Genomic DNA, 21,209 nt, shown 5'->3' with positions numbered 1-21,209 from the left:
GCATGGGCGCTTAGATCAGCGGCATCCGGCCGGCATCGCTGCCCCGCGCCACTTGGGCGACGATGCGGAGCGCTGTCGTCAGCCGCTCACTGTCGGCCAGGGCACACAGACACAGTCGCACATGCGTCTCGGCGTCAGTCGCATGTGCCCCGCCGGCGAAGGCGGCGCCGGGAGTCACGACGACGCCGCGGTCGGCGAGTCTGGCGGCAAACCCCTCGCTTCGCCACGGCTCCGGCAGTCGCAGCCAGCCGTGGAACGCCTGCGGATGCGTCGCGAACGCCAGTCCGGCCAGCTCGCTGGCAGCAATACGCTGGCGGCGGCGCGCTTCCTGCCGCTGGATCGCCGCAGCCTCCGTGGCGGCACCACAGCGGATCATCTCGCTCGCCACTTCGGCAGCGACGGCCGATGTCATCAGCAGATTGGCGCGAATGGCCCCGGCCAGCCGCGGCACCAGCGCNGCGGGCGCGGCCACATAACCGACGCGCAGTCCCGCCGCCACCGACTTCGACAGACTGGTGATATAAAGGGTGATCTCCGGGGCGAAGGCGCGCAGCGGTGGCGGTCGCTCGTCGAGGAGAAAGCCGTAGACGTCGTCTTCGATGATGAACACGCCGTGGCGGCGGGCGATCTCGGCGATGGCGCGCCGCCGGCTTTCCGGCATGACGATCGCCGTCGGGTTGTGCAGTGTCGGCATGGTGTAGAGCAGCCGCGGTCGGTGTTCGCGACAGGCGGCTTCGAATGACTCGGGCAGCAGCCCTTGCTCGTCCATCGCCAGCGGCTGCAGCTTCAGGCCCAGTGGCACTGCCGCCGCGCGCATCCCGGGCCAGGTCAGCGCTTCATGCACCACCGTCTCACCGGGCCGGGCGAGGGCCATGGTGGCAATGGAAAAGCCACTTTGGCAGCCGGCCACCAGCAGCAGGTCGTCCACCTCCACCTCGACCCCGAGCGAGTGCAGCCAGGCGATGCCGGCGTCACGATGGGCGCGCATGCCGTTGGGCGGCTGGTAGCGGGCGATGGCATCGAGCGTTACCCGATCGAGGCAACGGCGCAATCCGGCCTCGAGTGCGGCGCCCTGCGCCGGTGCATAGGGATAGTTGAGGCTGAGATCGAGCCGGTCATCACCACCGTCATCGGCGTGATAGATGCGATCGAGTGAATGGCTGCCGGGGGCGCCGACGGGCGGCGGCGGGGTTGCCGACAGCTCGGCGAAACAGGCGACGGTCGCGTGCAGATTGGCGAAGGCAGGACCGGCCAGGGCCAGATCGGTGAATGACGGCGATGCGGCGGCGGCTTTCGCTACGCCCTCTGCACGAACAAAGGTGCCGCGGCCCACTTCACCGTCGACGAGACCGCGATCGCGGGCAAGCGCGTAGGCACGGGTGACGGTACCGATATTGATGCCGAGGTGATAGGCGAGGTCGCGGTGGGTGGGAAGGCGCGTCCCTGGTGGCAGGGTGCCGTCGATGATCGCCTCGGCGATGGCGTCAGCCAGCGCATGGTAGAGCGGACCGGCACGCCCGGCGAGCGACGGCGTCCAAATTGTCATAGTGACAATGAATACATTGACGAGGCTTTCGCGTCAAGCGTATAGAATTGTCCTATGAAGGAGGGCATTGCCATGACTGCGCAAGTAAATTGTAACGATACATTTTTGCTGTTCGATGCGGCGAGGGAGCATTTGCCGACTTGGTCGCAGTGGATGCGTGTCGGTATGCGCAAGGCGTGGCGTGACATGTGTCGCGTAGCGAAAGCGGCTGTTGCATGCGAGGACCGCCGGGCCGGGCGACACCTGCTGCTCACCCTCGACGACCGGATGCTGAAGGACATCGGAATCAGCCGTGCCGATGCCTGGGCTGAAGCGATCAAGCCCATGTGGCGGGATTGATGCCGCAATCGGCGGCGCTCGCCCACGAGTCGCGCGCCTGGGCCGATAGTTCGGGCCGATAACCCGAACATCTCAGGGCGGTGACGGCATCGCCGCCGCCTGCCGGGCGATGCCGTCCAGCACCGCGTCGATCGCCTCGGTGAAGGCCAGATCGGCGTTGAAGTCGACGAATGCCGGGATAAGCCGCCGGGTGATGGGAAACTTCTCTGCCGCCAGCGCCTCCAGTTCCAGCACCTCGTCGACGCTCGCCGGTCCGACGAGGCCCGAGATCTGCGACAACGCGAAGCCGAGGATGAAGGTATAGAAGGCGAGACCAAGGCGGGACGCCTGGGCGTCGCTGAGGCCCGCCCGCACCAGGGCGGCATAGACCGTCTCACCCAGTCGGTAGTCGGCCGGCCCGGTGGCGTAATAGCGGAAGTGCAGGGGAAAGACGCGCGGATGGCGCCGCGCCAGATCGCGGTAGGCGACGGCGACCCGGCGCAGGTCGGCGCGCCATTCGCCTGCGGCCGCCGGCAGTTCGATGGTGGCAAGCGCCATGTCGGCCACGGCGCGCAGCAGTTCGTCCTTCGACTTGACGTGATAGAGCACGGTCATCGGGTCGACACCGACGCGGCTCGCCAGTTTGCGCAGGCTGAAATCAGCCTCACCCGCTTCGGCAATCATCGCGAAGGCTGCCTCGACAATCGCCTGACGGTCCATCCCCCGCTTCGGTTTTGCCCGCGCCGTTGGCATCACTCCCTTTGTCTCGTCCTTGCCTGGAGGAATCGCGGTGCAATGTGGCGCGCGCCGCGCCGAAGGGGAACCGCAAAAAATGCCACCGGGTCGATTGCGGGCGGGGGAGGGGCTCCTCAGAGCGGACGCGCAGCAGCATCCGTAGGCTAGGAGGCTTCGGCGGCGGTGGTATCGAAGCTGACCACCATTCGTCTGGCCGTGCTGGCCGGGCTGACGATGCGGACGCTGAAGTGGACCGTTTCCTTCGCAGCGAGCACCGGCTTCTCCGCCTCGACGATCGACTCCTGCACTTGCCGGTTGGCGGCGTCGAACAGGGTCACCCGCAATGGTGGCAGGGCACGCGCGTCCGCGGCGGTGTTGGTGACGCTGCCGCTGATGATCAGCACGTCGTCGCCGCCGGCCCATTCGCGGCTGGACGAGACTTCGGCGATGTCGAGATCGGCGCCGGGCGGCGGTGGCGCCAGGCCGGCCCAGTTATAGACCACCGCCATGCCGGGGATGGCGCGGGGTGATGGGGGTCTGCAGGGCGAGGAGTGCGGCGAGGCAGAGCACTGCTGTGGTCGCGGCTGCAGCCGCGATCATCACCAGCCGGCGTCGGCGCAGCCGTGCTTCCGTCGTCGCAGCCGGCAGCAGCGGCATTACCGGGTCAGTCTCCGATTCAGTGTCGTTTGTCGGATCGCCGGCCATATCGCTTGCCGTGGCGTCGGCGGCATCGTCGTCGAGCGCTGCGGCGGCAGGGACAGGGGGAAACTGCTGGCGATACCGCTGGTGGCGCCGGGTCCGGCCAGAGTGGTTTGGATTGGGGTGGTTCGGCTTGCGGCGGTGGGGGCGTGAACGCGTCGCCGTCTTCGTTGTCGCCGGCATCGGTGGGCGCTGGCAGCGGACTGCTGCCCGGTTCCTGCCCTGGCAGCACGCTCGCGCTATCGGCGGCTGGTGCGGGCGGCGGCAAGGCGGCGAAGTCGTCTGGGTCGGCGCGCCAGAGATGGCCGCAATTGGAACAGCGGGCAAGCCGCGCCCGCAGACCGAAATGCTCGGGTTCGACGTCGTAGTGGGCGGTACAGCGCGGACAGGTGATGATCATCAAAGGCAGGAACAGCCCCGGTTCCCGCCCTTATAGGCACAGCCCCAGCGGCAACGCAAGCATTGCCCCGTCTAGGGGTGCGCACGCGGCGTGACCAGCGAGCATCGTCGGCAGGTACGGCGCTGGCGACGACACCATCTCCGGTGGCACCGGCGACGATCTCATCATCGTCGGTGACGTCTACAGCCGGGACATCTCCGACGGCGAGGGGGTCGAGGATATCCTGCTCTGCCGCGACAACCCACCCTCCGTCACCGCCGCGACCAACCGATGACGCAGGCCCAGGGAATCCCCGTTCGATTCAATGCCATTGCATTCCGCTCTAGCGTTCGCGGAAAGCCTCCTGGCGCAGCTTAAGCACCGGGGTCAGCAGATAATCGGCGATGCTGCGGTTGCCGGTCTGGATATCGACCACTGCTTGCATCCCGGCACTGATCGGCAATGGCCGGCTGGCGCTGCCGAGGGCCGCCTTGTCCGTCTCGACGATGACTTCGAAATAGGTGGCGCCGGTCTTGGCATCGGTGCTGCTGTCGGGTGCCACGTGGACGACGCGACCGGCGAGACCGCCGTAGCGGATGTAGTCGTAGGTGGTGACCTTGACCAGCGCGTCCTGGCCGCTGTGGACATAGCCACGATCGACCGGACCGAGATGCGCGGTGACCACCAGTTTGTCCTGGGTGGGTACGATCTCCATGATCGGATCGCCCGGCGACACCACGCCGCCGATGGTGTTGTAGCGCAGGCGCTTGACCACGCCGTTGATCGGACTTTTGATTTCGGCCCGTGCGCCCTGGTCGGTTGCCGTTGCCAGCAACTCGGTAAGGCGGGCGATCTGTTCCTCGGCGTCGCTTAGATCGTCGTTGGATTCACGGCGAAAACGGCCGTCGGCCTCGCGGAGCCGCTCCTCCGCCTCAGCCACGGCGGCCCGCGCCCGCGGAAGCGCCGGGCCCAATCCTGCCAGTTCGCCCTGCAGGCTCTCCACCTCCGATTGCAGCTTCAGGTGTTCCATCTTCGCCATCAGCCCTTCACTGAGCAGCGACTGGGAGAGCTGCAGCCGCTGCTGCGCCAGCCCGAGGTTGGCAGCGCTGGCGCGCCGCTTCGCATCCAGCTCCTGCACCGCCAGCTCTCGCTGCCGCACCTGTTCCTGCAGCGCCGCCACCGTGGCGGCAAGCTCTCGCCGCCGGGCATCGAAGGTGCGTTGCTCGGCCTGCGCCATGTCCGGATGACGTGTCGCGGCGTCCTTCGGCAGGCTCAGGAGGGTCGGTGTCGGTGCCAACTGCGCCAGCAGCCGCGCTCGGCGGAGGACTTCGCGGTCGAGCCGGGCCTGCAATTCGTTGCGGTTGACGCCGGCGGTTGCCAGGTCGAGGCGCACCAGTGGATCGCCGGCATTCACACTGTCGCCCTCGGCGACGTAGATCTGTTCGATGATGCCGCCCTCGAGGTGCTGGATCACCTTGAGCTTGCCTTCAGGCACCACCTCACCGACAGCCACCACCACCTCGTTCACCCGGGCGACGACGGACCAGAGGACGGCAGAGGTCACCAGGGCGACGACGATCCATGCCCCGCTCCGCCAAGTGGGCAGGGGATGGCGGGCGACCAGGGCATCGAGCGATGTCGTCATCGCCCGCCTGAGGGGGTGTGCCGCGGGGTGGTGACTAGGCTTCCCATCTTCACAAGCTCCACCGGGCCTCGACCGGCAGGGTTCGGCCGTGCGTAGCTCTGAGGCGTAACGTTGACTGAGCCGGCAGCGCGACTGTGCAGGTCAGTGCGACCGCGGTGGCCAAGCTTCGGCAGGATCGTCGCGGCATCACCGCTGTCAACAATACGCCCCTGATCGAGAACGGCAATCGAAGTGCACAGGCTGAGCCAGGCAAGATGATGGGTGACGATGATGATGGTCGTCGTCTTGGCGAGTTCGGCCAGCCTGACGCGCAGATCGGCATCGGCCTGGGTGTCGAGGGCGTTCGATGGTTCGTCCAGCACCAGAATTGGCGGCTCACCAACCAAAGCACGGGCGATGGCGACGCGTTGGCGTTGCCCGGCGGAGAGCCGCAGGCCGGCCTCGCCCGCATCGGTGGCGTAGCCCTCCGGACGCAGGGCGATGAAGGCGTGCGCACCGGCCAGGGTTGCGGCGCGAATGACGTCGTCGTCGCTGGCCTCCGGCACGCGCAGGGCAATGTTGTGGCGCAAGGTGCCGGCGAACAGCACCGTTTCCTGTGGCACGTAGCCAATCCACCTCGCCAGTTGACGACGGGAGTATTGGGCGATGTCGCTGCCGTCGATCAGGACCCGGCCGTTTGCCGGCTGATAGAGGCCGGTGATGATCTTCAGCAGCGTACTTTTGCCGCTGCCGTTGCGGCCGACAATCGCGTGCATGCCACCGGCGCCAGCGGCCGCCACGGCGGGAATGCTGATGTCGAGCGTATCGAGGGTTGGTGCCGCGGCGATGTCGTGGGCGAAGGTGACATGCTCAACGGTGATGCGACCGAGCGGCGTGACACTGACCAGGCCGTTCTCCTGGCGCTGCAGCGGGACAGCGAACAGGCTGCTCAATCGCTCGGACACCTCGCGCAGGCTGGCGATGGTCCGCCAGTTGAGACCGATTTGGGTGATCGGTGCAATCAGCCGGCCGCCCAGCATGTTGGCAGCGATCAGCGCGCCGAGGGTCAGTTTTTGATCGAGGACGCACAGCGCACCGATAGCGGTCATGGCGACAGTGGTCAGTAACGTCAGCGAACTGCCCAATGCAGCGTAGCGGTCGGCGGCGGCGCCGCGGCAAATGCTCTGGCCGAGCGCTGCGGCATGGCGCTCCTCCCACAGCGGCTGCAGGGTTTGCTCCAGGGCTAAGGCTTGCACGGTCGCCCGCCCGGCGATGATTTCGGCGACAAGGGTATCACGGGCGACGGCGAGGCTGCGTTCCCGCTCGCTGCTGAGTTTGACCACATGGCCCGACCGCCAGGCGACTAAGGCAAACACCGGTGTTGCTACCACCAGGATCCAGGCGATGGGCTGGGCGATAAAGAACGTCAGCGCCAGAAACAGGATGAAGAACAGGGAGTCGCAGAGCGTCAGAGCGGTGGAACCGGACAAGGCGTTACGTATCGTGTCCACGTCGCGAAAAAGTGCATGCCAGGACGCAGTGGATCGACGCTCGACCTGATGCAGCGGCAGCCGCACCAGGCGACCGAACAACGCCCGGCCGAGGTCAGCATCAATGCGCAACGCCACACGCTGCAAGATACGGGCGCGCGCCTGGCGGAGGACGAAGTCGAAGATCAGGACCAGCAGCATCCCCAGCAGCAGGGCAACGAGTGTGTTCAGGCCATTGTGGAAGATGACCCGATCATAGACCTGCATGACGAAGACGGGGACGGCGAGCGCAAGCAGGTTGACGAACAACGACCAGAGGGCGACCTCGCCGAATACCGGCAGCAGGGGCCGAAGGAGGTCTCGGATCCAGGTGCGCGACACAGTGTTGGCCATGCCGGCATCTTACCCCGAAAGAGGAAGTATGGCAGCTATAAATAGCCCTTTAAGGGGCAATTCTGGCGCTTTTGTCGCCTGATTATCGGCGATAGATCGGTCGCGGCGGCGAAGCTGCCGTCGACGGAGAGGAAAATAAAGCCGCTCAGTGTGCGAAAACGGCTCGTTTGGGTAATTAAAGGAAAAATTTCCGTTGACTTAGAGCGCCGCCACGTTAACATCCGACTGTGACCAGGACGTTTGCGTCTACAGCGGATGGCGTAACAGGTGGCGGCGAGGGCTCAAGCCGAGGACTCAGGCGTCAACACAAAGGTCCAGTTCAACTTCCATCACATCGTCGTCCGGTACTTTGTGGCTCGTGAACCCCATCGCGTGGATGAGATCCAGCATCGGCAAATTGTTGCGCAGTACCAAGCCGACGATGCTGCGCGTGCCGCGGGTTCGACANCAGTAGCTGACGATCTTTTCCATCAGCTTCCGGCCAAGGCGCTGCCCCTTCAGGTCCGAACGAACCATGATCGCGTACTCGGCCTTGTCGTTGCTGAGGTCGGCGACCGTCCGCACGACACCGAGGGTTTCCGGCCCCGAGCCGTCTTCCTTAGGTGCCGTGGCGATGAAAGCCATCTCCCGATCGTAGTCAATCTGCGTGAGACGGGCCATTTCCGAGTGCGGCAGCGAACGAACGAGGTGGAAGAACCGCAGCCGCATATCCTCCGGCGTGCACTTGGCGAGAAAATCGTGATGCGCCGGCTCGTCTTCGGGGCGGATCGGCCGCAGGAGCACGCTGCGACCGCACTTCAAAACAAACTCTTCCTCCAGTTCCTGGGGATAGGGGCGGATTGCCAAGCGGCGTTCGGTGGCCTCCGTTGGCGGCGCGATCAACACCTGGGCGTCGATGGTGTAAACACCATTTTCGTCCGCCAGGATTGGATTGATGTCGAGGGCGGCGATCTCCGGCACGTCCACCACCATCTGCGAGACCTGCACCAGCATCAGGCAGAGTGCATTGAGATTGGCGGGAGGCACATCGCCGTAGCCTTGCAATAGGCGGAATATGCGGGTGCGCTCGATCAGTTCGCGCGCCAGCGCCATGTTGAGCGGCGGCAAGGCCACCGCATGATCGTCGATCACCTCGGCAGCGGAGCCGCCATGGCCGAAAACAATAACCGGCCCAAACACCGCGTCGTCAGCAACCCCGATGCGGACCTCGCGGCTGCCGGTGCGACGCGTCATTCGCTCGACTGTCAGCCCGTGGACGGCGGCGCGCGACATGCGTTGCGATGTATTGGCCAGGAGCCTTTGCGCCGCCGACCGAACGGCACTTCCGGATTCGAGAAACATCTCCACGTTGCCGGCCGGTCCCTTCGCCGTCACATCGCGCGCCATCATCTTGAGCGCAACCGGAAAGCCCATCGTCTCGGCGGCTTGTGCCGCTTCCTCGGGCGAACTGACGATCCGGGGCTCCGCCGATTTGATGCCGAAGGCGGCCAGCAGTGTCTTTGCCTCTCGCCCGGTGAGGATCGTCTGGCCGCGTCGAAGCAATTCATCGACCATCCGCCGCACGTCCTCGCGACCACTGGCAAATTCGATTGGTTTCGACGGCGGAGTCTGCATCAGCAACTCCTGATTGCGTCGGAACCGTACCATGTGCATGAAGGCGTCGACCGCCTGATTGACCGTATCGAAGGTTGGGATATGGGCATCGCCCAGCAGGTGCCTGGCTGCGGCGACGCTTTTCCCACCCATAAAGCTGGCGAGGACGGCACCGCGCGTCTCTTTGGCAGCGCGGATGACTGCCTCAGCTACCCGCACACTGGGGACGGCGGACGACGGCGCATGGAGGACGAGAACGGCGTCCACGTTGTCGTCGGCGAGGATCGACTTGGCAACGGCCAGATAACGATCGGGCGTCGCATCTTCGTCAAGCAGCGCCGGATTGGCTGGAGCTGCCGAGGTGCCGACCTGTCGCCCGATCGCCTGCAGGGTTGAGGGCGACAGAGGGGCCAGGCGGCCACCACTGAGGATCAAATTATCCACCGCCATCACGGCAATGCCGACGCCGTTGCTGATGATGGCGAGGCGCTCGCCGCGCAGGGGGCGGGTTCGGCCGAGGGTCTCCACTGCAGCGAACAATTCGCTGAAGCCGTGCACCCGCAACATGCCGGCACGGCGGATCGCCGCGTCATAAACGTCGTCCGTTCCGGCGGCTTCAACGTTGCCGTGCGCTGCCCGTTGGCCTTCGGCGGTGCGGCCGGCTTTGATCACCAGTACCGGCTTGTTGCGGCTGGCGCCGCGTCCGGCCGACATGAACTGGCGGCCGTTGCCAATCCATTCGACGTAAATCAGAATCGCGCGCGTCATTGCATCGTTGCCGAGATAGTCGATGACGTCGGCGAGATCGATGTCGAGCGTCTTGCCAAGGGAAACAAAATGCGAGAAGCCGATGTCCCGCTCGTGTGCCCAGTCGAGGACGGCGGAGCAGACGGTGGACGACTGGGAAACGAAGGCGACGCCACCTGGTGACGCTGCCACCGGCGCTACCGTGGCGTTGAGGCCAATGCCGGGAACCATGAGGCCGAGACAATCGGGGCCGAGAATACGCAGGCCGACTTCCTCTGCCTCCGCCAACACCGTCTGTGCGGTGACGCCAAACCGGGCGTCGGCCGCATCGACGATATCGCTGGCGAGCAGTATTGCCGCGCGCGTGCCGCGCTTCGCGAGTGCACGCAGCGTCTCCCGGGCGGAGCTCCCGCCATCGCAGATCACGGCTAGATCCGGCGTTTCCGGCAGTGCGTCGATCCGGGGGTAGGCGAGAACACCGGAGATCGCGTTATCCTCGCGACTGACCGGCATGATCGGTCCTTCGAAGCCGCCATGCAGCAGATTGTGCATGACGATCTGACCGGCGACGCCCTCTCGGTTACTGGCACCGACGACGGCAACCGAGTTTGGATAAAACAGCTTGTTCAGATTGAGGATCGGCATGACCGGATAGATTTAGCCACGAAACGGAGATAGATAACGGACTGGCAGCATCGTAGTCTTGGCAATCGCGGTCTTGGTAGGCGCGTGTCGGTTCGCATTCTGAAAGCTCCCGCCGCCACTTACCGGACGTACACATCCTGCATGATCTCTCGTCGATCACGCTGACGATCATACACATGTGATATCAGAGGGTACAGTCAGCCTTTGTCGGTGTTCAATCAGCGGCCGCAATGGCGCGCCAAAAGATGCTGCGGCCGGTGCGCAGCCATGTTGCTGTCGATGTTGAAAGCGCGTAAAGCCCGCACTAACAGCGTCTGAGCAAGGGCGATGGAGCGCAGGACGAATGAGCGAAGATGATTGTGTTGCCTCACCTTGCGTCGGCGTATGCCGGATGGACATGGAGCGCGGCTGGTGTCGCGGCTGCTTCCGTACCCTTGAAGAAATCGCCCGTTGGGCTGCAGCCGACGATACGGAACGGCTGCGCATCCTCGACCGGGGTGGTCGGCCGTCGGCAGGGGAATAGCTGAGAGCTTATTCGTCACCAGACTGCGCCCGTTCCACCCGTTCGACCCACGTGGCTGACAGGCATTTCTTGACATGCCTCACCGGCTCCCCTGTGCCGGTACACCTGAGTGAGACAACATCGACTGCCCGGCGCTGCCCGGCTGCCCGTGGCGGTCAGCGGAGCGACGGGAGGATCAGGGAGTGGCCTTGCTCCGGCTGGTGCTGCGGCGGGTTGTCTTCGTTGCCTTGGCACCTGCCGCGCGCGCAGTGGATTTTGCCGGCGCCGCTGGCTCGGAGGTGCCTGGGTCTGCCGTCTCGACGGCGGCGCTGCTCGTCGCTACCGGCGCCTCCGGTTCAACGTCGGCTGATGTCGACGGCGGAATTGCTGCCGCGTCGCTCTCCGCTGAGGTCGAGGTGGAGGCTGCGGGCACTACCTTTCCGGCGGCAGCCTGAAAGGTGTCCAACACCTCCTTTTCCGCCGCCAGCCAATATTCGAGCGCCATCCCCTGTTGGCGGCCGGCAGACTCCCACATGATGTAAGCGAGATCACGGATCCGCATCTGGATGTCGTGAGCGAGCTGATGCAGGCTGTTGGTCATAGGCATCCCCATGCGCGACAAAAACGAGGCATTGTTGCAAATGGCAGCGAGAAATTCCTCAGAAAAGACGAAAAAGTGGGCGGCGAGCGTTTCTCAGCGGTGCGGAGGTAGGAGTGACGATGCAGGATAGGCGAGAAAATCGGATCATCTGGCAGCAATCAGACGGCATGCCGGTCGCCTGCGAAGAAAAACTCAAAGTATTGAACGAAAATCTGTTAGAACTGCAGCAGGTGGCGCAGGACGCATTGGAGGACGCACTGCTCATCGGTTGCGACGAGACACAGGTACGCCAAGTCCTGCGGGCGCTCATCGATTCGCTGCAGAGTCCGCTGGTTGATTCGCGCCGGGCATCGCCAAGCGAAGATTAAGGGAAGCGACACGACTCCGATGTGATGTCGACCGTTCCACGCAGCTTGTTCGCATCGATGGTAAACCTGTACTCCCGCTCGCCGATGATCTGTGTCAGCACCAGCGGCATTGCTCCGGATTGTTCGGCGACCGTGCTGCGCCCGCGAATGAGGCGCGCGGTCACCGGCTGCGCCGGATCGAACCAGGATTCCTCGTTGCCTTTTTCATCCTTGGCCGGCGCGCCGAACGCGACAACAGTTACCTCGCCGTTGGCAAAGTTGAGGGAGGCATTGGTGGCATCACGGGCCCGCGTCGGCAGTGGGAACTTTCGTCGTTCCGCCTCGCGCCGGCAGTCGCGCCGATTCTGCGTCGCGGTCAGCACCGTTTTCAGCCGGTCGGCCTCAACGCCGGAGGCAAGCTTGTGTTGGATCAGTTCAAAGAGTTCTTTCACCGGACCACGGGCAACGTCACGCTCATAAAGCTGCTGCCAGTTCTGCGCCGTCGTTTCGGCGGCGGCCACCTCGGCGCGCTGCGAGGTGTTGCGGGTTTCCAGTTCACTAACGCGAGCCGTCAGCGTTTCGATTTGATCGCGTTGACGGGTGAGTTCCGTAGCCGCGAGCCGCTTGCCCATCTCATAGGCGTAGGCGCCGGCGGCGATTACGAGAGCGAAGGCAACGAGCCACTTGAACACCAGCCACTGCGTGCGTCGTCGTCGGCGGCGACGGTCTTCACGAAACCCGAGGGGCATTGGCACTCCTTAAGCATCAGGCGCAGGCCGGGCATGTATGCGCCAAGGCATTGAAGGTCTGGCAATCAATCAGCGCCCGCTCGCAGCACTGACCCCTATTGCGATCATCCTGACGAGGCCATGGATTAGCCCCGAAACTTAGGAAAGAAAAGCGACTTACCCCTTTTTAGGGAGTTTCCCGTGAGAAGTGTGAGCATTTAGGGGCAGGCTAAAGCGCCGAGTGCGGTGACTGTTGCTCAGACGCCGCTTAACACCCGCCTCTTCGGCGCAGCGAAATCGAGCTGCCAGAGGGAGAACTTGTCGGATGGTAATGGCTCGGAGAAATAATGCCCCTGGGCGAGATCGCAGTCGCGTTGACGAATGAAATCAAGCTGGTCTTCATTCTCGACACCTTCGCCGATGACGCGAATGCCCAGACGATGTGCAAGGGCAATAATCGCCTCGACGACACTGGCATCACTTGCATCGGTCGTCACCGTAGCAATGAATGACTTGTCAATCTTGACGGTATCAACCGGCAGGTCTTTCAGGTAGCGCAGGCAGGAATAGCCGGTGCCGAAATCGTCCAGGGCCAAGTTAACCCCGAGCCGGTCAAGAGCGTACAGAACCTCGCTGTTTTCATCCACGTCGGTCATCAGGCAACTCTCGGTGATCTCAAGTTCGAGGGCGTGTGGCGGGATGCCGTACCGTTGGATCGCATGCGCAACTGTATCGACGAGACCATTGACCCGCAACTGGCGCGAGGAAATGTTGACGGTCACGCCCAGGTTGGGCATCCCGTTGCGCCGCCAGCGGGCCAATTGCCGGCACGCACTATCGATAACCCACTGGCCAACTTGGATAATCAAACCGATATCCTCGATCAGTGGGATAAACTGATCGGGAAGGAATCGACCGAGCTCCGGGCTCGACCAGCGCAGCAGTGCTTCCGCTTCGGCGAGGGCACCGGTGCGGATATCGACAATCGGCTGATAGTAGACAAGAAACTCACCCCGATCGAGAGCGTGGACCAGATGGCTCTCGATCTGCATGCGCTCCGTTGCCCGCTCATTCAGTTCGCGGGTATAGAATTGAAAGGTATCCCGACCCTGTTCCTTCGCCCGATACATGGCCGCGTCGGCATTCTGCATCAGAATGGCCGGGTCCTCGCTGTCATCGGGAAAGACGCTGACGCCGACGCTTGCGGTGACGAATGCCTCATGGCGGCCGAGCACAAAGGGGTGGGAAAACGCATGGAGGATTTTGTGGACCACCGGCTCGGAATTGGCCGCGGTGCCGATGTTCGGGAGGATGACGGTAAACTCGTCGCCACCAAGGCGTGCCACCGTATCCTCTTCGCGTACGCAGCTGCGAATGCGGTCGGCGGCCATGCGTAGCAGGTTGTCGCCAGTGGCGTGCCCCCAGGTGTCGTTGATTTTCTTGAAGTGATCGAGGTCGATAAACAGCAGTCCGCCGCAATGACGGTGCCGCACGGCGCTGAGAACGGCGGTGCGTAGCCGGTCGGTAGCGAGCATCCGGTTCGGCAGTCCGGTGACTTGGTCGTAGTTGGCCTGCTGCTGCAAGCGCTCCTCGTACGCCTTGCGGAGACTGACGTCGGCGAAGGTCGTCTGGAGGGCGTTGCGGCCCTTCCAACTGACCGGCTGCGATTGAATTTCCACCCAGATCATTTTGCCGTCGCGACGAACGCCCTGAAATTCTCTCGGCTCATTGAGGGTTTCGCCGGCGAGGGTCGCCTGCCGCAGTTGGTCGATCCGGCGCAGGTCAGCGGCGGCAAACAGACGATCCAGGTTCGGCAAGGCGAGGATTTCAGCGGGGCTTGTATAGCCGAAAATGCGGGCAAAGGTGCGATTGGCGAAGATGGGGACGCCGCCGCTTTCAATGACGAGCCCGAGAACGGAGCCTTCAACGAGTTGGCGAAACCGCTCCTCGCTCTCGCAAACCGCCTGCTCCACCTGCTTGCGTTCGGTGATGTCGAGCGAGACGGTGACGATCTGTTCCACCTGACCTGCCGCCCCGGTGATCGGTGCCTTGGTGGTCAGGAGGACGCGATCGCTGCCGTCGCAGCCGCGGACGCTCTCTTCAATGGCGAGGATCGCCGTACCATCGGCGATGACTTGCGAATCAAGTGCGCGATGACGCGCGCTGTAGTCGGCGGAGAAAACGTCCTGCCGCGGCATGCCGATGGCGGTCGCGGCATTAATGGTGAAATACGTTTCGTGAAAGGTATTGACCAGCAGCAGCCGGCCGACCGTGTCGGTGGCGCGGATCATCGCCGGCACTGTGTTGATCACCCGCCGCAGATGCTCCTCCTTGCGTCGAATGTCCTCGGCGTACTGGCGTAAGGTGGCGGCGAGTTCGCCTTCCAGAAACTGCGTGCGCAATTGCAGCGTCTGCCGCTGCCGCCAAAGCGTCAGCAGATTGCGGGCGCGGGTACAGAACTCTTGCCCGTCGACGGGGCTGAGCAGGTAGTCGCTCGCTCCCGCATCCAACGCCTGATAGCGGTATTCGCGATCCTCGTAGGCGGTGACGACGATGATGGGAACGTGCCGTGTAGGGGCGTGCTGGCGGCAGCGCCGAATGAACTCCTCGCCGCTCATTGTCGGCATAACAAAGTCGGTCACAATGAGGTCTGGTGTCTGCGACCGTAGCAGCTCAAGTGCTGGTTGCGGCGCTTCAAAGGCGTGTACCGCAACATCGTCACCGATTGAACGTGCAAAGCGACATAATATCTTCAGGTTGATTGGCTGGTCGTCGACGATCACGACGATCGTCATGGCGTTCTCCGTCGATGCATTAGGATTGGGGTAATATTTATTTTCCCGCCATAGTCGAACGAATCGGCCAAGCCCCTCACGCTGTTGGTTAACATTACCCCCTATTGGCGTAGTTTCACAACGGTATTGTCTTCATCGCTACCTAGCGCCGCCGCGTCCTGCGATGAGCGTGCCCGAATAAGGAGCTTATCAGTGTTCGGAGGGTAACCTTGGAGTGAGAGAGCGTCTGTGACCGGGTTTACGTGTGAGCTATCGCCCGCCGTCGGCGTCCTTGCGGTACCGTCTACAAGGATACGTTGCGCGTCGGTGACATCCGCGCAGGCAATTCATGACAATATACACCCAAGTGGGGATGGTGGGGCGAAATTCAGCACAGCAATTGGAAATGCGTGGTATAGTTGCCGCCACATTCCTCTCGTAAAAGAGGAAATCGGCAAGGATGCTCAATAATATGGAGAGTTTTCATGTCCAATGCAGCTTTGAGGCCGATTATCAACATGGGAGCGGCCTGTGCACAGTACCCGCTGAGTCGATCGGCGTCCGAGCTAAGTTCTGTTGTCACCACCCTGCCGTTGGCGCAGTTTGGCAGTGATCCATTCCGCTTCGAGACCTGTAACGACGAAACCAGCTGGGCGCTTGAAGAACTCGATGTTGTCTACGAACCTCGAAGCGAGGTCATCTGGCAATACATGCGGCCACGATCCCGGCCGAGCTTCACCCGTGGTCTCATTCACGATCTGAACATGGTTGCCGACAGTATTGAGGCAACATTTGCTCGTTGTGCCCATAAACAGGACAAACCGGCGAGATTTGTCGTCACCGCCTCCCGCGTCGAGGGGATCTTCAATCTCGGCGGTGATCTCGTCCTGTTTCTGCACCTGATTGAGGCGAAGAGCCGGGATGCACTGCGCCAGTACGCCCACGGCTGTGCCCGAGGCCAGTTCCGGTTGCACAGCAACTACCATGTGCCGGTCTGCATGGTGGCCCTGGTGCAGGGTGACGCGCTCGGCGGGGGCTTCGAGGCCATTCTCGCGCACGATGTCGTCGTTGCCGAGCGGCAGGCGCAGTTCGGCTTGCCGGAGGTCCTGTTCAATCTGTTTCCGGGCATGGGTGCCTACACGTTCCTCACCAGGCGGGTCGGCGCAGTGCAGGCGGAGCGGATGATCCTGAGCGGCAAGATCTACAGTGCCGAAGAATTGCACGACCTTGGTATCGTCGACCGGCTGGTGGCAACCGGCGAAGGGGTGGAGGCCGTCTACGAATTGATGCAGGAGTTTACGCGCCAACGCCACAGTCGGGAAGCAGTGCTGAAGGCGCGGAAAATCGTCAATCGCGTCACTCTTGAGGAACTGATCGAGATCGCTGACGTGTGGGTGGACACCGCGCTTCAGCTCAGCGACGCGGACCTGCGCCGGATGAGCCATCTCGCCAAAGCGCAGGATCGACGATGGGCACGATTGAACGCACAACAAAGTTGACGTTGCTGTTGGCGCAACGAGACAAGAGGCGGTGAACACATAGTCTATGGGGGAGAGATTATAAGTAATGCCTACAGGGAAGAAAACTCCGCAGGAGCGGCCTAATGATGAAGCCCGCACGAACAGGCGAGAGGACCGCACCAAAGCAATACCAACATGGATCTGGACAACAAGTCAGATCAAGCTCTTTCAGATCCCGGTCGAGGGATCGCTTCAGATGAGCACTACCATCCCCAGACGGACCATAAGGCAGCCCAGACTGTCCGCTGAGATAACCATCCTGCACGCCGATCCGCAGCGCTGACCGAAAAGTCGCACGGGTTGGATAGGGAGGGGACACTCCTAAGAATTCGTTCGGCCGCCAGCAGTTCAATGCGGCCGGCAGCCGGGGGCAGCGGTAAGCGTCGCTAGCCGGACGTGCGCTTGCGCAGTTGCGCCGCGCAACGCGAAAACTCGGTCTCGAAGCGAGCAAGCTCGTGCCCCAGTTGACCGATCAAGTCCGAGCCCTGATTGCGCAGGCGGTCCTTGGTCATGCCATGCATTTCCTGGCAGAGTCGACAGAGCGCTTCGGCGCCAACGTTGCCCGACGTGCCACGCAGCGCGTGCACGCCGTCGCGAAAAGCCTGGGCATCGACCACAGCGGCAGCTTCACTTATTTCTCCCAGCAGCTTGTGCGCATTCGCCGCATACTCGTTCAGGGTATCGTAGACAAAGTCATCGTCGTCGGCGAAGCGGCTCAGCGCATCGACCACTGTCCAGTTGATCGCCGGGTAAGCTTCCGGTCGGTAGCGCGGATGTGACGAAATCTGCGTCACCTGCTCCGCACGTCGGGGCGCTGACGTGGGCGCCGGCGCGCTGGATATTCGAGCCTCGGCCAGCCGGCCGATGGTGTCGAGAAAGCGCTTCGCCTCCACTGGTTTGGTCAGGAATGCATCAATGCCGGCGCTCTCCGCCAGCCGCCGGGTTTCAGGTGTGGCGTCGGCGGTCAAGGCGACAATCGGCAGCGGCGATTCGCCCATATGGGCCATCCGGTAGAGTTTCACCACCTGCAGCCCGCTCATTCCCGGCATGTTGACATCGACGACGAACACATCGAAGTCGTCCCGGTCGAGGGCGTCGAGCGCATCATCACCGCTGCCGACAATTTCGACGCGATGACCGGCGTGTTCGAGAATGCGACGAGTAACCTTTTGATTGACCGGATTGTCTTCGGCGACCAGGACCCTGAGCGGCTGTTTGGCCTGCAGTTCCGGTTCTGCCGCCTCATCAACGAGGGCGCCGCCTTCGCTGCACCGATTGGCCAGGAGGTGGGCGGCGTAGAGTGCACGCCCCAGACTTTCGGCGGTGATGGGCGGCGAGATGGTGACCGCGGCAGCGCTCGGGGCGACGAGGTGGGCCGAGCGGCTGGCGATACGCACCAGGACAGCCGTATGCGTGGCGCTGTCTCGGGCAAGAGCCTGCGCCAGGTCCTGATCCCAGCCGGGTCTGGTCATTGTGTTCACCAGCACCAGCGGCGGCGGCAGTGAGGGCGCCAGCGGCAAAAGACGGCGCAGGTCGGCAATCGAATGGGCGGCACCGGTCAGCCGCTGATTGACTGCTTCAAGCGCCCGTTGGACTTGCGCATCGATATCGTGCTCGTCAGCGCCGCTGGCGTCGGAGAGCAGGAATACGGGCGCCCGGGCAGCCAAATCCGGCAGTGCTGCTTCGGCTGCCAGCGCGAAGGGAAGCTCGACGATGAACGTGCTGCCGGCGTGTGGGGTGCTGCGCAGGGCAATCGTGCCACCCATGAGTTGAACCAGGCTGGTGGTAATCGCCAGGCCGAGTCCGCTGCCTTCGAAATGACGGCTTATGCGTTCGTCCGCCTGGGTGAACTGTTCGAAGATGCGCTGATGATGTTCCGGGGCGATCCCGATGCCGCTGTCGACGATGGAAAAGCGAATNCGTCAGTTGGCGCGGCAACAGGGGGTGACCGCCTCGACCTGAATGAAGACATGCCCTTTGTCGGTAAACTTCAGGGCGTTCGCCACCAGATTGGTGAGGATTTGCTGTAGACAATGGGCGTCGCCACACAGCCGCGGCGGCACCTCGGTTTCAATATGCGCGCCGAGGGTCAGGCGCTTGCTGTTCGCCTGTGGCGAAAACATCGCAAGAAGGTCGGCAATCATCCCGTAAAGACCAAAGTCTTCCGAAACAACCGTCAGCTTCTCAGCTTCGATGCGGGACAGGTCGAGAATGTTATTGATCAAGCTCAGCAGAGCGCGTCCGGAGGTCCTGATCGTGTACACCATTGAGCGCTGGTCATGGTCGAGCTGTGTTTCCCTGAGGACGTCGCTCATGCCGATGATTGCATTCAGCGGTGTCCGCAGTTCATGGCTCATCCTGGCGAGAAACCGGCTCTTCGCCCGATTAGCGGCCTCCGCCTGATTGATCGCTTCTCTCAACTTGTGGATCAGGGTCGAAGCGTAGCAGGGGATGCCGATCAACGCCGCGAGCAGGCCCAGCGCCAGTCCATAATGGCTCTGCCAGAAGGGNGTGGCGACAATCACCCACAGGAAGCCGATTGCCGAGGCGACGACGGATGCGAACAGGTAGCGCATGCCGTAGCGAAAACCATTGCCGAGGCTGACCCATAGGTAGATCGGATAGAAGGGCGCCGCCGCACCGCCGCCGAAGTGCAGAAAGACCGACAAAACGGCGAAATCNGCCCCCATCATCGCCAGGCGACGCAGGTGTGAGGCTTTTGGTCGGAGGAGAATGGCGATAAAGATGGTGCAGGAGACAGTAAAGTAGGCAGCGCCGAGTTGGGTGAGGGTCAGTAATTCATGGGCGGGATATGGCTGCGTCAACAACGCATGTAGCAGGTAACCGGTAAGAAGGCCGACGATAACAACGCGGATAAGGGCTTGTTCGTGCTCGCTATCAGGCCGTCCCCGCAGCATATTGCTAATGTGACGCCAGCGTGTCGTTGGTTTATCTTCGCCGCTGCTTACCGAAGTTGGTGGCCGCGACCTTTCGCTTGTCCCCCGAGTTGCTGCTGATCCTGGCTCGCGTCGGCAGGCACTATGCCATGGCGTCCGGCGGCGGCGGTGCGGCCGAAGAATTTCACTTTGGAATAAGTCCGTACGGAAGTAACAATATCAGCGGTTGCAGACGTCAGCCAGCTAAGAGCATTACCCCCGCAACTAGATTTCCCAGGCTCTGGCACCCTCGCCCCTATTCCCAGCCGCGTTTCAATCGTTCAAGTCGTTGGCCAACCTATCACAAATGTCACGGCAACGCAAAAATCATGCTAAAGAATTCATCTTGCATTTCGCGCAGGGGATAAAATTGCATGTATTCTTGGCAATTTTGCGGCGGGGTTGAAAGACCCTGTGCAGGCTTTTTCCAGCCGCAAGTAGTGCTAAGGCGAAATTTCAAGTTGTCGCTTCCCGTCATGCGGGCCTGTCAAAGCTTAGCTCAGTCCGAGGCCGAATCTTGTTCTAGTTTCGATTTATTCTAAATTTAAAGAGGTTGCCGACACCCAAAAGTATCGCGGCTCATGCTGCAAGCGGAGGGGGATTCGCGTCGTTCTATGTCAGGATGTTCGCAGGCACATCGGACGCGAAATCATGACCGAGACCGCGCCGAAGCACTACGTCTTGCCGGAGGACGGAGGTGGTGCCGGAAATCCGGACGGGGTGTTAAGCTTGGCTCGCCCTGCAGAGAGAACGAACCCGATGACATGGAAGAGAAAGCGCAATTCGGCGGAGTTCAAGGCCAGGGCGGCTGTCGACGCCATCTGCGGCGAGCCTCCGGGCGATGAGCATCAGCCGGTCGACGTTCTACGACGGCCCTCGGGTCGACCCAAGCTTATCAAACTGTCCGCCCGACGGGGGCCACCTCACAAAGCCAAGGCCAGAACGCCAGCGCACAAATGCCGACTTGAATGGTGCTCTGCACAATGCGCGCATGGCGCACATTGCCATTCGCCGTCGTCATCGGCAGGCCGGCGGTATCGTTTCGGCCGTGACTAACCGGTGGCGGCATCGCCGGCGATGGCTTCGGCCAGACTCAGGATCCGATGCAGCGGACCATCGGCAATGCCGAAGCCATCGAGATGCGCCACCACGTTGCGCAAGTAGTCGAGCGCGGTGCCGTACTGGCCGCGTCCCTCAGCCACCATGATCGCTGCCGCCGACGGTGGTAGGTGCGAAACATGTTGGGGATGGCCTGGGCGAGCAACGAAAACCAGCGCCGGCAGCCGTCGGCCGTCATCCAGGCGTACCGACAGCAGCCGTGGCACATAGGCTTCATTAGGCATTTCACGTGCCCACAGGGCGGCCCGCGCCGTCGCCACTGCGTCCGGCGGGATGCGGAAGATACGGCCGCGACAGGAGCCGCCCCGCTCCAGTCCAAGCGCAAGGCCCGGCTGCTCCCAGGTGCCGCGATTGCGCACCGAGAGAATACACAGCGCCCGATGATAGCCACGAACGATGCCCCAACTGCTCTCGGCGACGGTGAAGCAGGGATCCCACATCAGCGAGCCGTAGCCGAACACCCAGAAGTCACTGGCATCGCCGATTGCGTCCGCTGTCATTGATCTCTCTGCC

At 62.7% G+C, this 21,209-nt stretch carries 17 protein-coding genes and 1 pseudogene; 4 read left to right on the top strand and 14 right to left on the bottom strand.

Annotated features, from left to right (window positions below; all coding sequences use genetic code 11):
* Window positions 1-10 precede the first annotated feature (10 nt).
* Complete coding sequence (locus HQ394_RS06485; protein WP_190262593.1) at window positions 11-1,546, bottom strand: aminotransferase-like domain-containing protein; 1,536 nt, start codon at window positions 1,544-1,546, stop codon at window positions 11-13.
* Window positions 1,547-1,618: 72 nt separating this feature from the next.
* Here HQ394_RS06485 and HQ394_RS06480 point away from each other — a divergent pair, with 72 nt between their 5' ends.
* On the top strand, window positions 1,619-1,885 hold the full coding sequence (locus HQ394_RS06480; protein WP_190262592.1) for a DUF1127 domain-containing protein: 267 nt from the start codon (window positions 1,619-1,621) through the stop codon (window positions 1,883-1,885).
* Window positions 1,886-1,957: 72 nt separating this feature from the next.
* Here the strand turns inward: HQ394_RS06480 and HQ394_RS06475 are convergent, their stop codons facing one another.
* The 7 genes and pseudogenes from HQ394_RS06475 to HQ394_RS06445 all read right to left on the bottom strand — a co-directional run bounded on the left by HQ394_RS06475 (window position 1,958) and on the right by HQ394_RS06445 (window position 10,169).
* Window positions 1,958-2,617 (bottom strand): TetR/AcrR family transcriptional regulator, encoded by a 660-nt coding sequence (locus tag HQ394_RS06475; protein WP_190262591.1) that lies wholly within the window; start codon window positions 2,615-2,617, stop codon window positions 1,958-1,960.
* 146 nt (window positions 2,618-2,763) lie between these two features.
* A complete protein-coding gene (locus tag HQ394_RS06470; protein WP_190262590.1) occupies window positions 2,764-3,108 on the bottom strand; it encodes a DUF3426 domain-containing protein in 345 nt (114 codons plus the stop codon).
* On the bottom strand, window positions 3,092-3,481 hold the full coding sequence (locus HQ394_RS19675; protein WP_223292153.1) for a hypothetical protein: 390 nt from the start codon (window positions 3,479-3,481) through the stop codon (window positions 3,092-3,094). Before HQ394_RS19675 ends, HQ394_RS06470 begins: the two co-directional genes overlap by 17 nt.
* A gap of 118 nt (window positions 3,482-3,599) precedes the next feature.
* A pseudogene (locus HQ394_RS21075) lies at window positions 3,600-3,698 on the bottom strand (zinc-ribbon domain-containing protein); the annotation flags it as partial.
* A 322-nt stretch (window positions 3,699-4,020) separates the two neighbouring features.
* Entirely contained in the window at window positions 4,021-5,322 is a 1,302-nt protein-coding gene (locus tag HQ394_RS06455; protein ID WP_190262587.1) for an HlyD family type I secretion periplasmic adaptor subunit, read from the bottom strand.
* A complete protein-coding gene (locus tag HQ394_RS06450; protein ID WP_190262586.1) occupies window positions 5,319-7,184 on the bottom strand; it encodes a peptidase domain-containing ABC transporter in 1,866 nt (621 codons plus the stop codon). The genes HQ394_RS06455 and HQ394_RS06450 overlap by 4 nt, the downstream gene beginning before the upstream one ends.
* A 294-nt stretch (window positions 7,185-7,478) precedes the next feature.
* Entirely contained in the window at window positions 7,479-10,169 is a 2,691-nt protein-coding gene (locus tag HQ394_RS06445; protein ID WP_190262585.1) for a bifunctional acetate--CoA ligase family protein/GNAT family N-acetyltransferase, read from the bottom strand.
* Window positions 10,170-10,512: 343 nt separating this feature from the next.
* Between HQ394_RS06445 and HQ394_RS06440 the strand changes: the two genes are divergently transcribed.
* Window positions 10,513-10,692 (top strand): DUF1289 domain-containing protein, encoded by a 180-nt coding sequence (locus HQ394_RS06440; RefSeq protein WP_190262584.1) that lies wholly within the window; start codon window positions 10,513-10,515, stop codon window positions 10,690-10,692.
* A 175-nt stretch (window positions 10,693-10,867) separates the two neighbouring features.
* Here the strand turns inward: HQ394_RS06440 and HQ394_RS06435 are convergent, their stop codons facing one another.
* Window positions 10,868-11,272 (bottom strand): DUF2934 domain-containing protein, encoded by a 405-nt coding sequence (locus HQ394_RS06435; RefSeq protein ID WP_223291902.1) that lies wholly within the window; start codon window positions 11,270-11,272, stop codon window positions 10,868-10,870.
* 119 nt (window positions 11,273-11,391) lie between these two features.
* Here HQ394_RS06435 and HQ394_RS06430 point away from each other — a divergent pair, with 119 nt between their 5' ends.
* Complete coding sequence (locus tag HQ394_RS06430; protein ID WP_190263154.1) at window positions 11,392-11,640, top strand: hypothetical protein; 249 nt, start codon at window positions 11,392-11,394, stop codon at window positions 11,638-11,640.
* Here HQ394_RS06430 and HQ394_RS06425 read toward each other — a convergent pair.
* A complete protein-coding gene (locus HQ394_RS06425; RefSeq protein WP_190262582.1) occupies window positions 11,637-12,368 on the bottom strand; it encodes a hypothetical protein in 732 nt (243 codons plus the stop codon). The genes HQ394_RS06430 and HQ394_RS06425 overlap by 4 nt on opposite strands.
* A 236-nt stretch (window positions 12,369-12,604) precedes the next feature.
* Complete coding sequence (locus HQ394_RS06420) at window positions 12,605-15,142, bottom strand: GGDEF/EAL domain-containing response regulator (protein WP_190262581.1); 2,538 nt, start codon at window positions 15,140-15,142, stop codon at window positions 12,605-12,607.
* 464 nt (window positions 15,143-15,606) lie between these two features.
* Here HQ394_RS06420 and HQ394_RS06415 point away from each other — a divergent pair, with 464 nt between their 5' ends.
* Entirely contained in the window at window positions 15,607-16,620 is a 1,014-nt protein-coding gene (locus HQ394_RS06415; protein WP_190262580.1) for a crotonase/enoyl-CoA hydratase family protein, read from the top strand.
* 407 nt (window positions 16,621-17,027) lie between these two features.
* Here the strand turns inward: HQ394_RS06415 and HQ394_RS06410 are convergent, their stop codons facing one another.
* The 3 genes from HQ394_RS06410 to HQ394_RS06400 all read right to left on the bottom strand — a co-directional run bounded on the left by HQ394_RS06410 (window position 17,028) and on the right by HQ394_RS06400 (window position 21,196).
* Window positions 17,028-18,548: a response regulator gene (locus HQ394_RS06410; RefSeq protein WP_223292047.1), complete on the bottom strand. Its 1,521-nt coding sequence runs from the start codon at window positions 18,546-18,548 to the stop codon at window positions 17,028-17,030.
* Between the two features lie 15 nt (window positions 18,549-18,563).
* Window positions 18,564-19,217, bottom strand: a complete 654-nt coding sequence (locus HQ394_RS06405; protein WP_456151546.1) for a sensor histidine kinase — start codon at window positions 19,215-19,217, stop codon at window positions 18,564-18,566.
* A gap of 1,412 nt (window positions 19,218-20,629) precedes the next feature.
* Window positions 20,630-21,196: a gamma-glutamylcyclotransferase gene (locus tag HQ394_RS06400; protein ID WP_190262577.1), complete on the bottom strand. Its 567-nt coding sequence runs from the start codon at window positions 21,194-21,196 to the stop codon at window positions 20,630-20,632.
* Between the last annotated feature and the right edge of the window lie 13 nt (window positions 21,197-21,209).

This window comes from Defluviicoccus vanus, from assembly GCF_014672695.1.
In the GTDB taxonomy this organism is placed as follows: Bacteria; Pseudomonadota; Alphaproteobacteria; order Rhodospirillales; family Defluviicoccaceae; genus Defluviicoccus; species Defluviicoccus vanus.
This window is presented reverse-complemented; position numbering and strand designations above follow the sequence as displayed.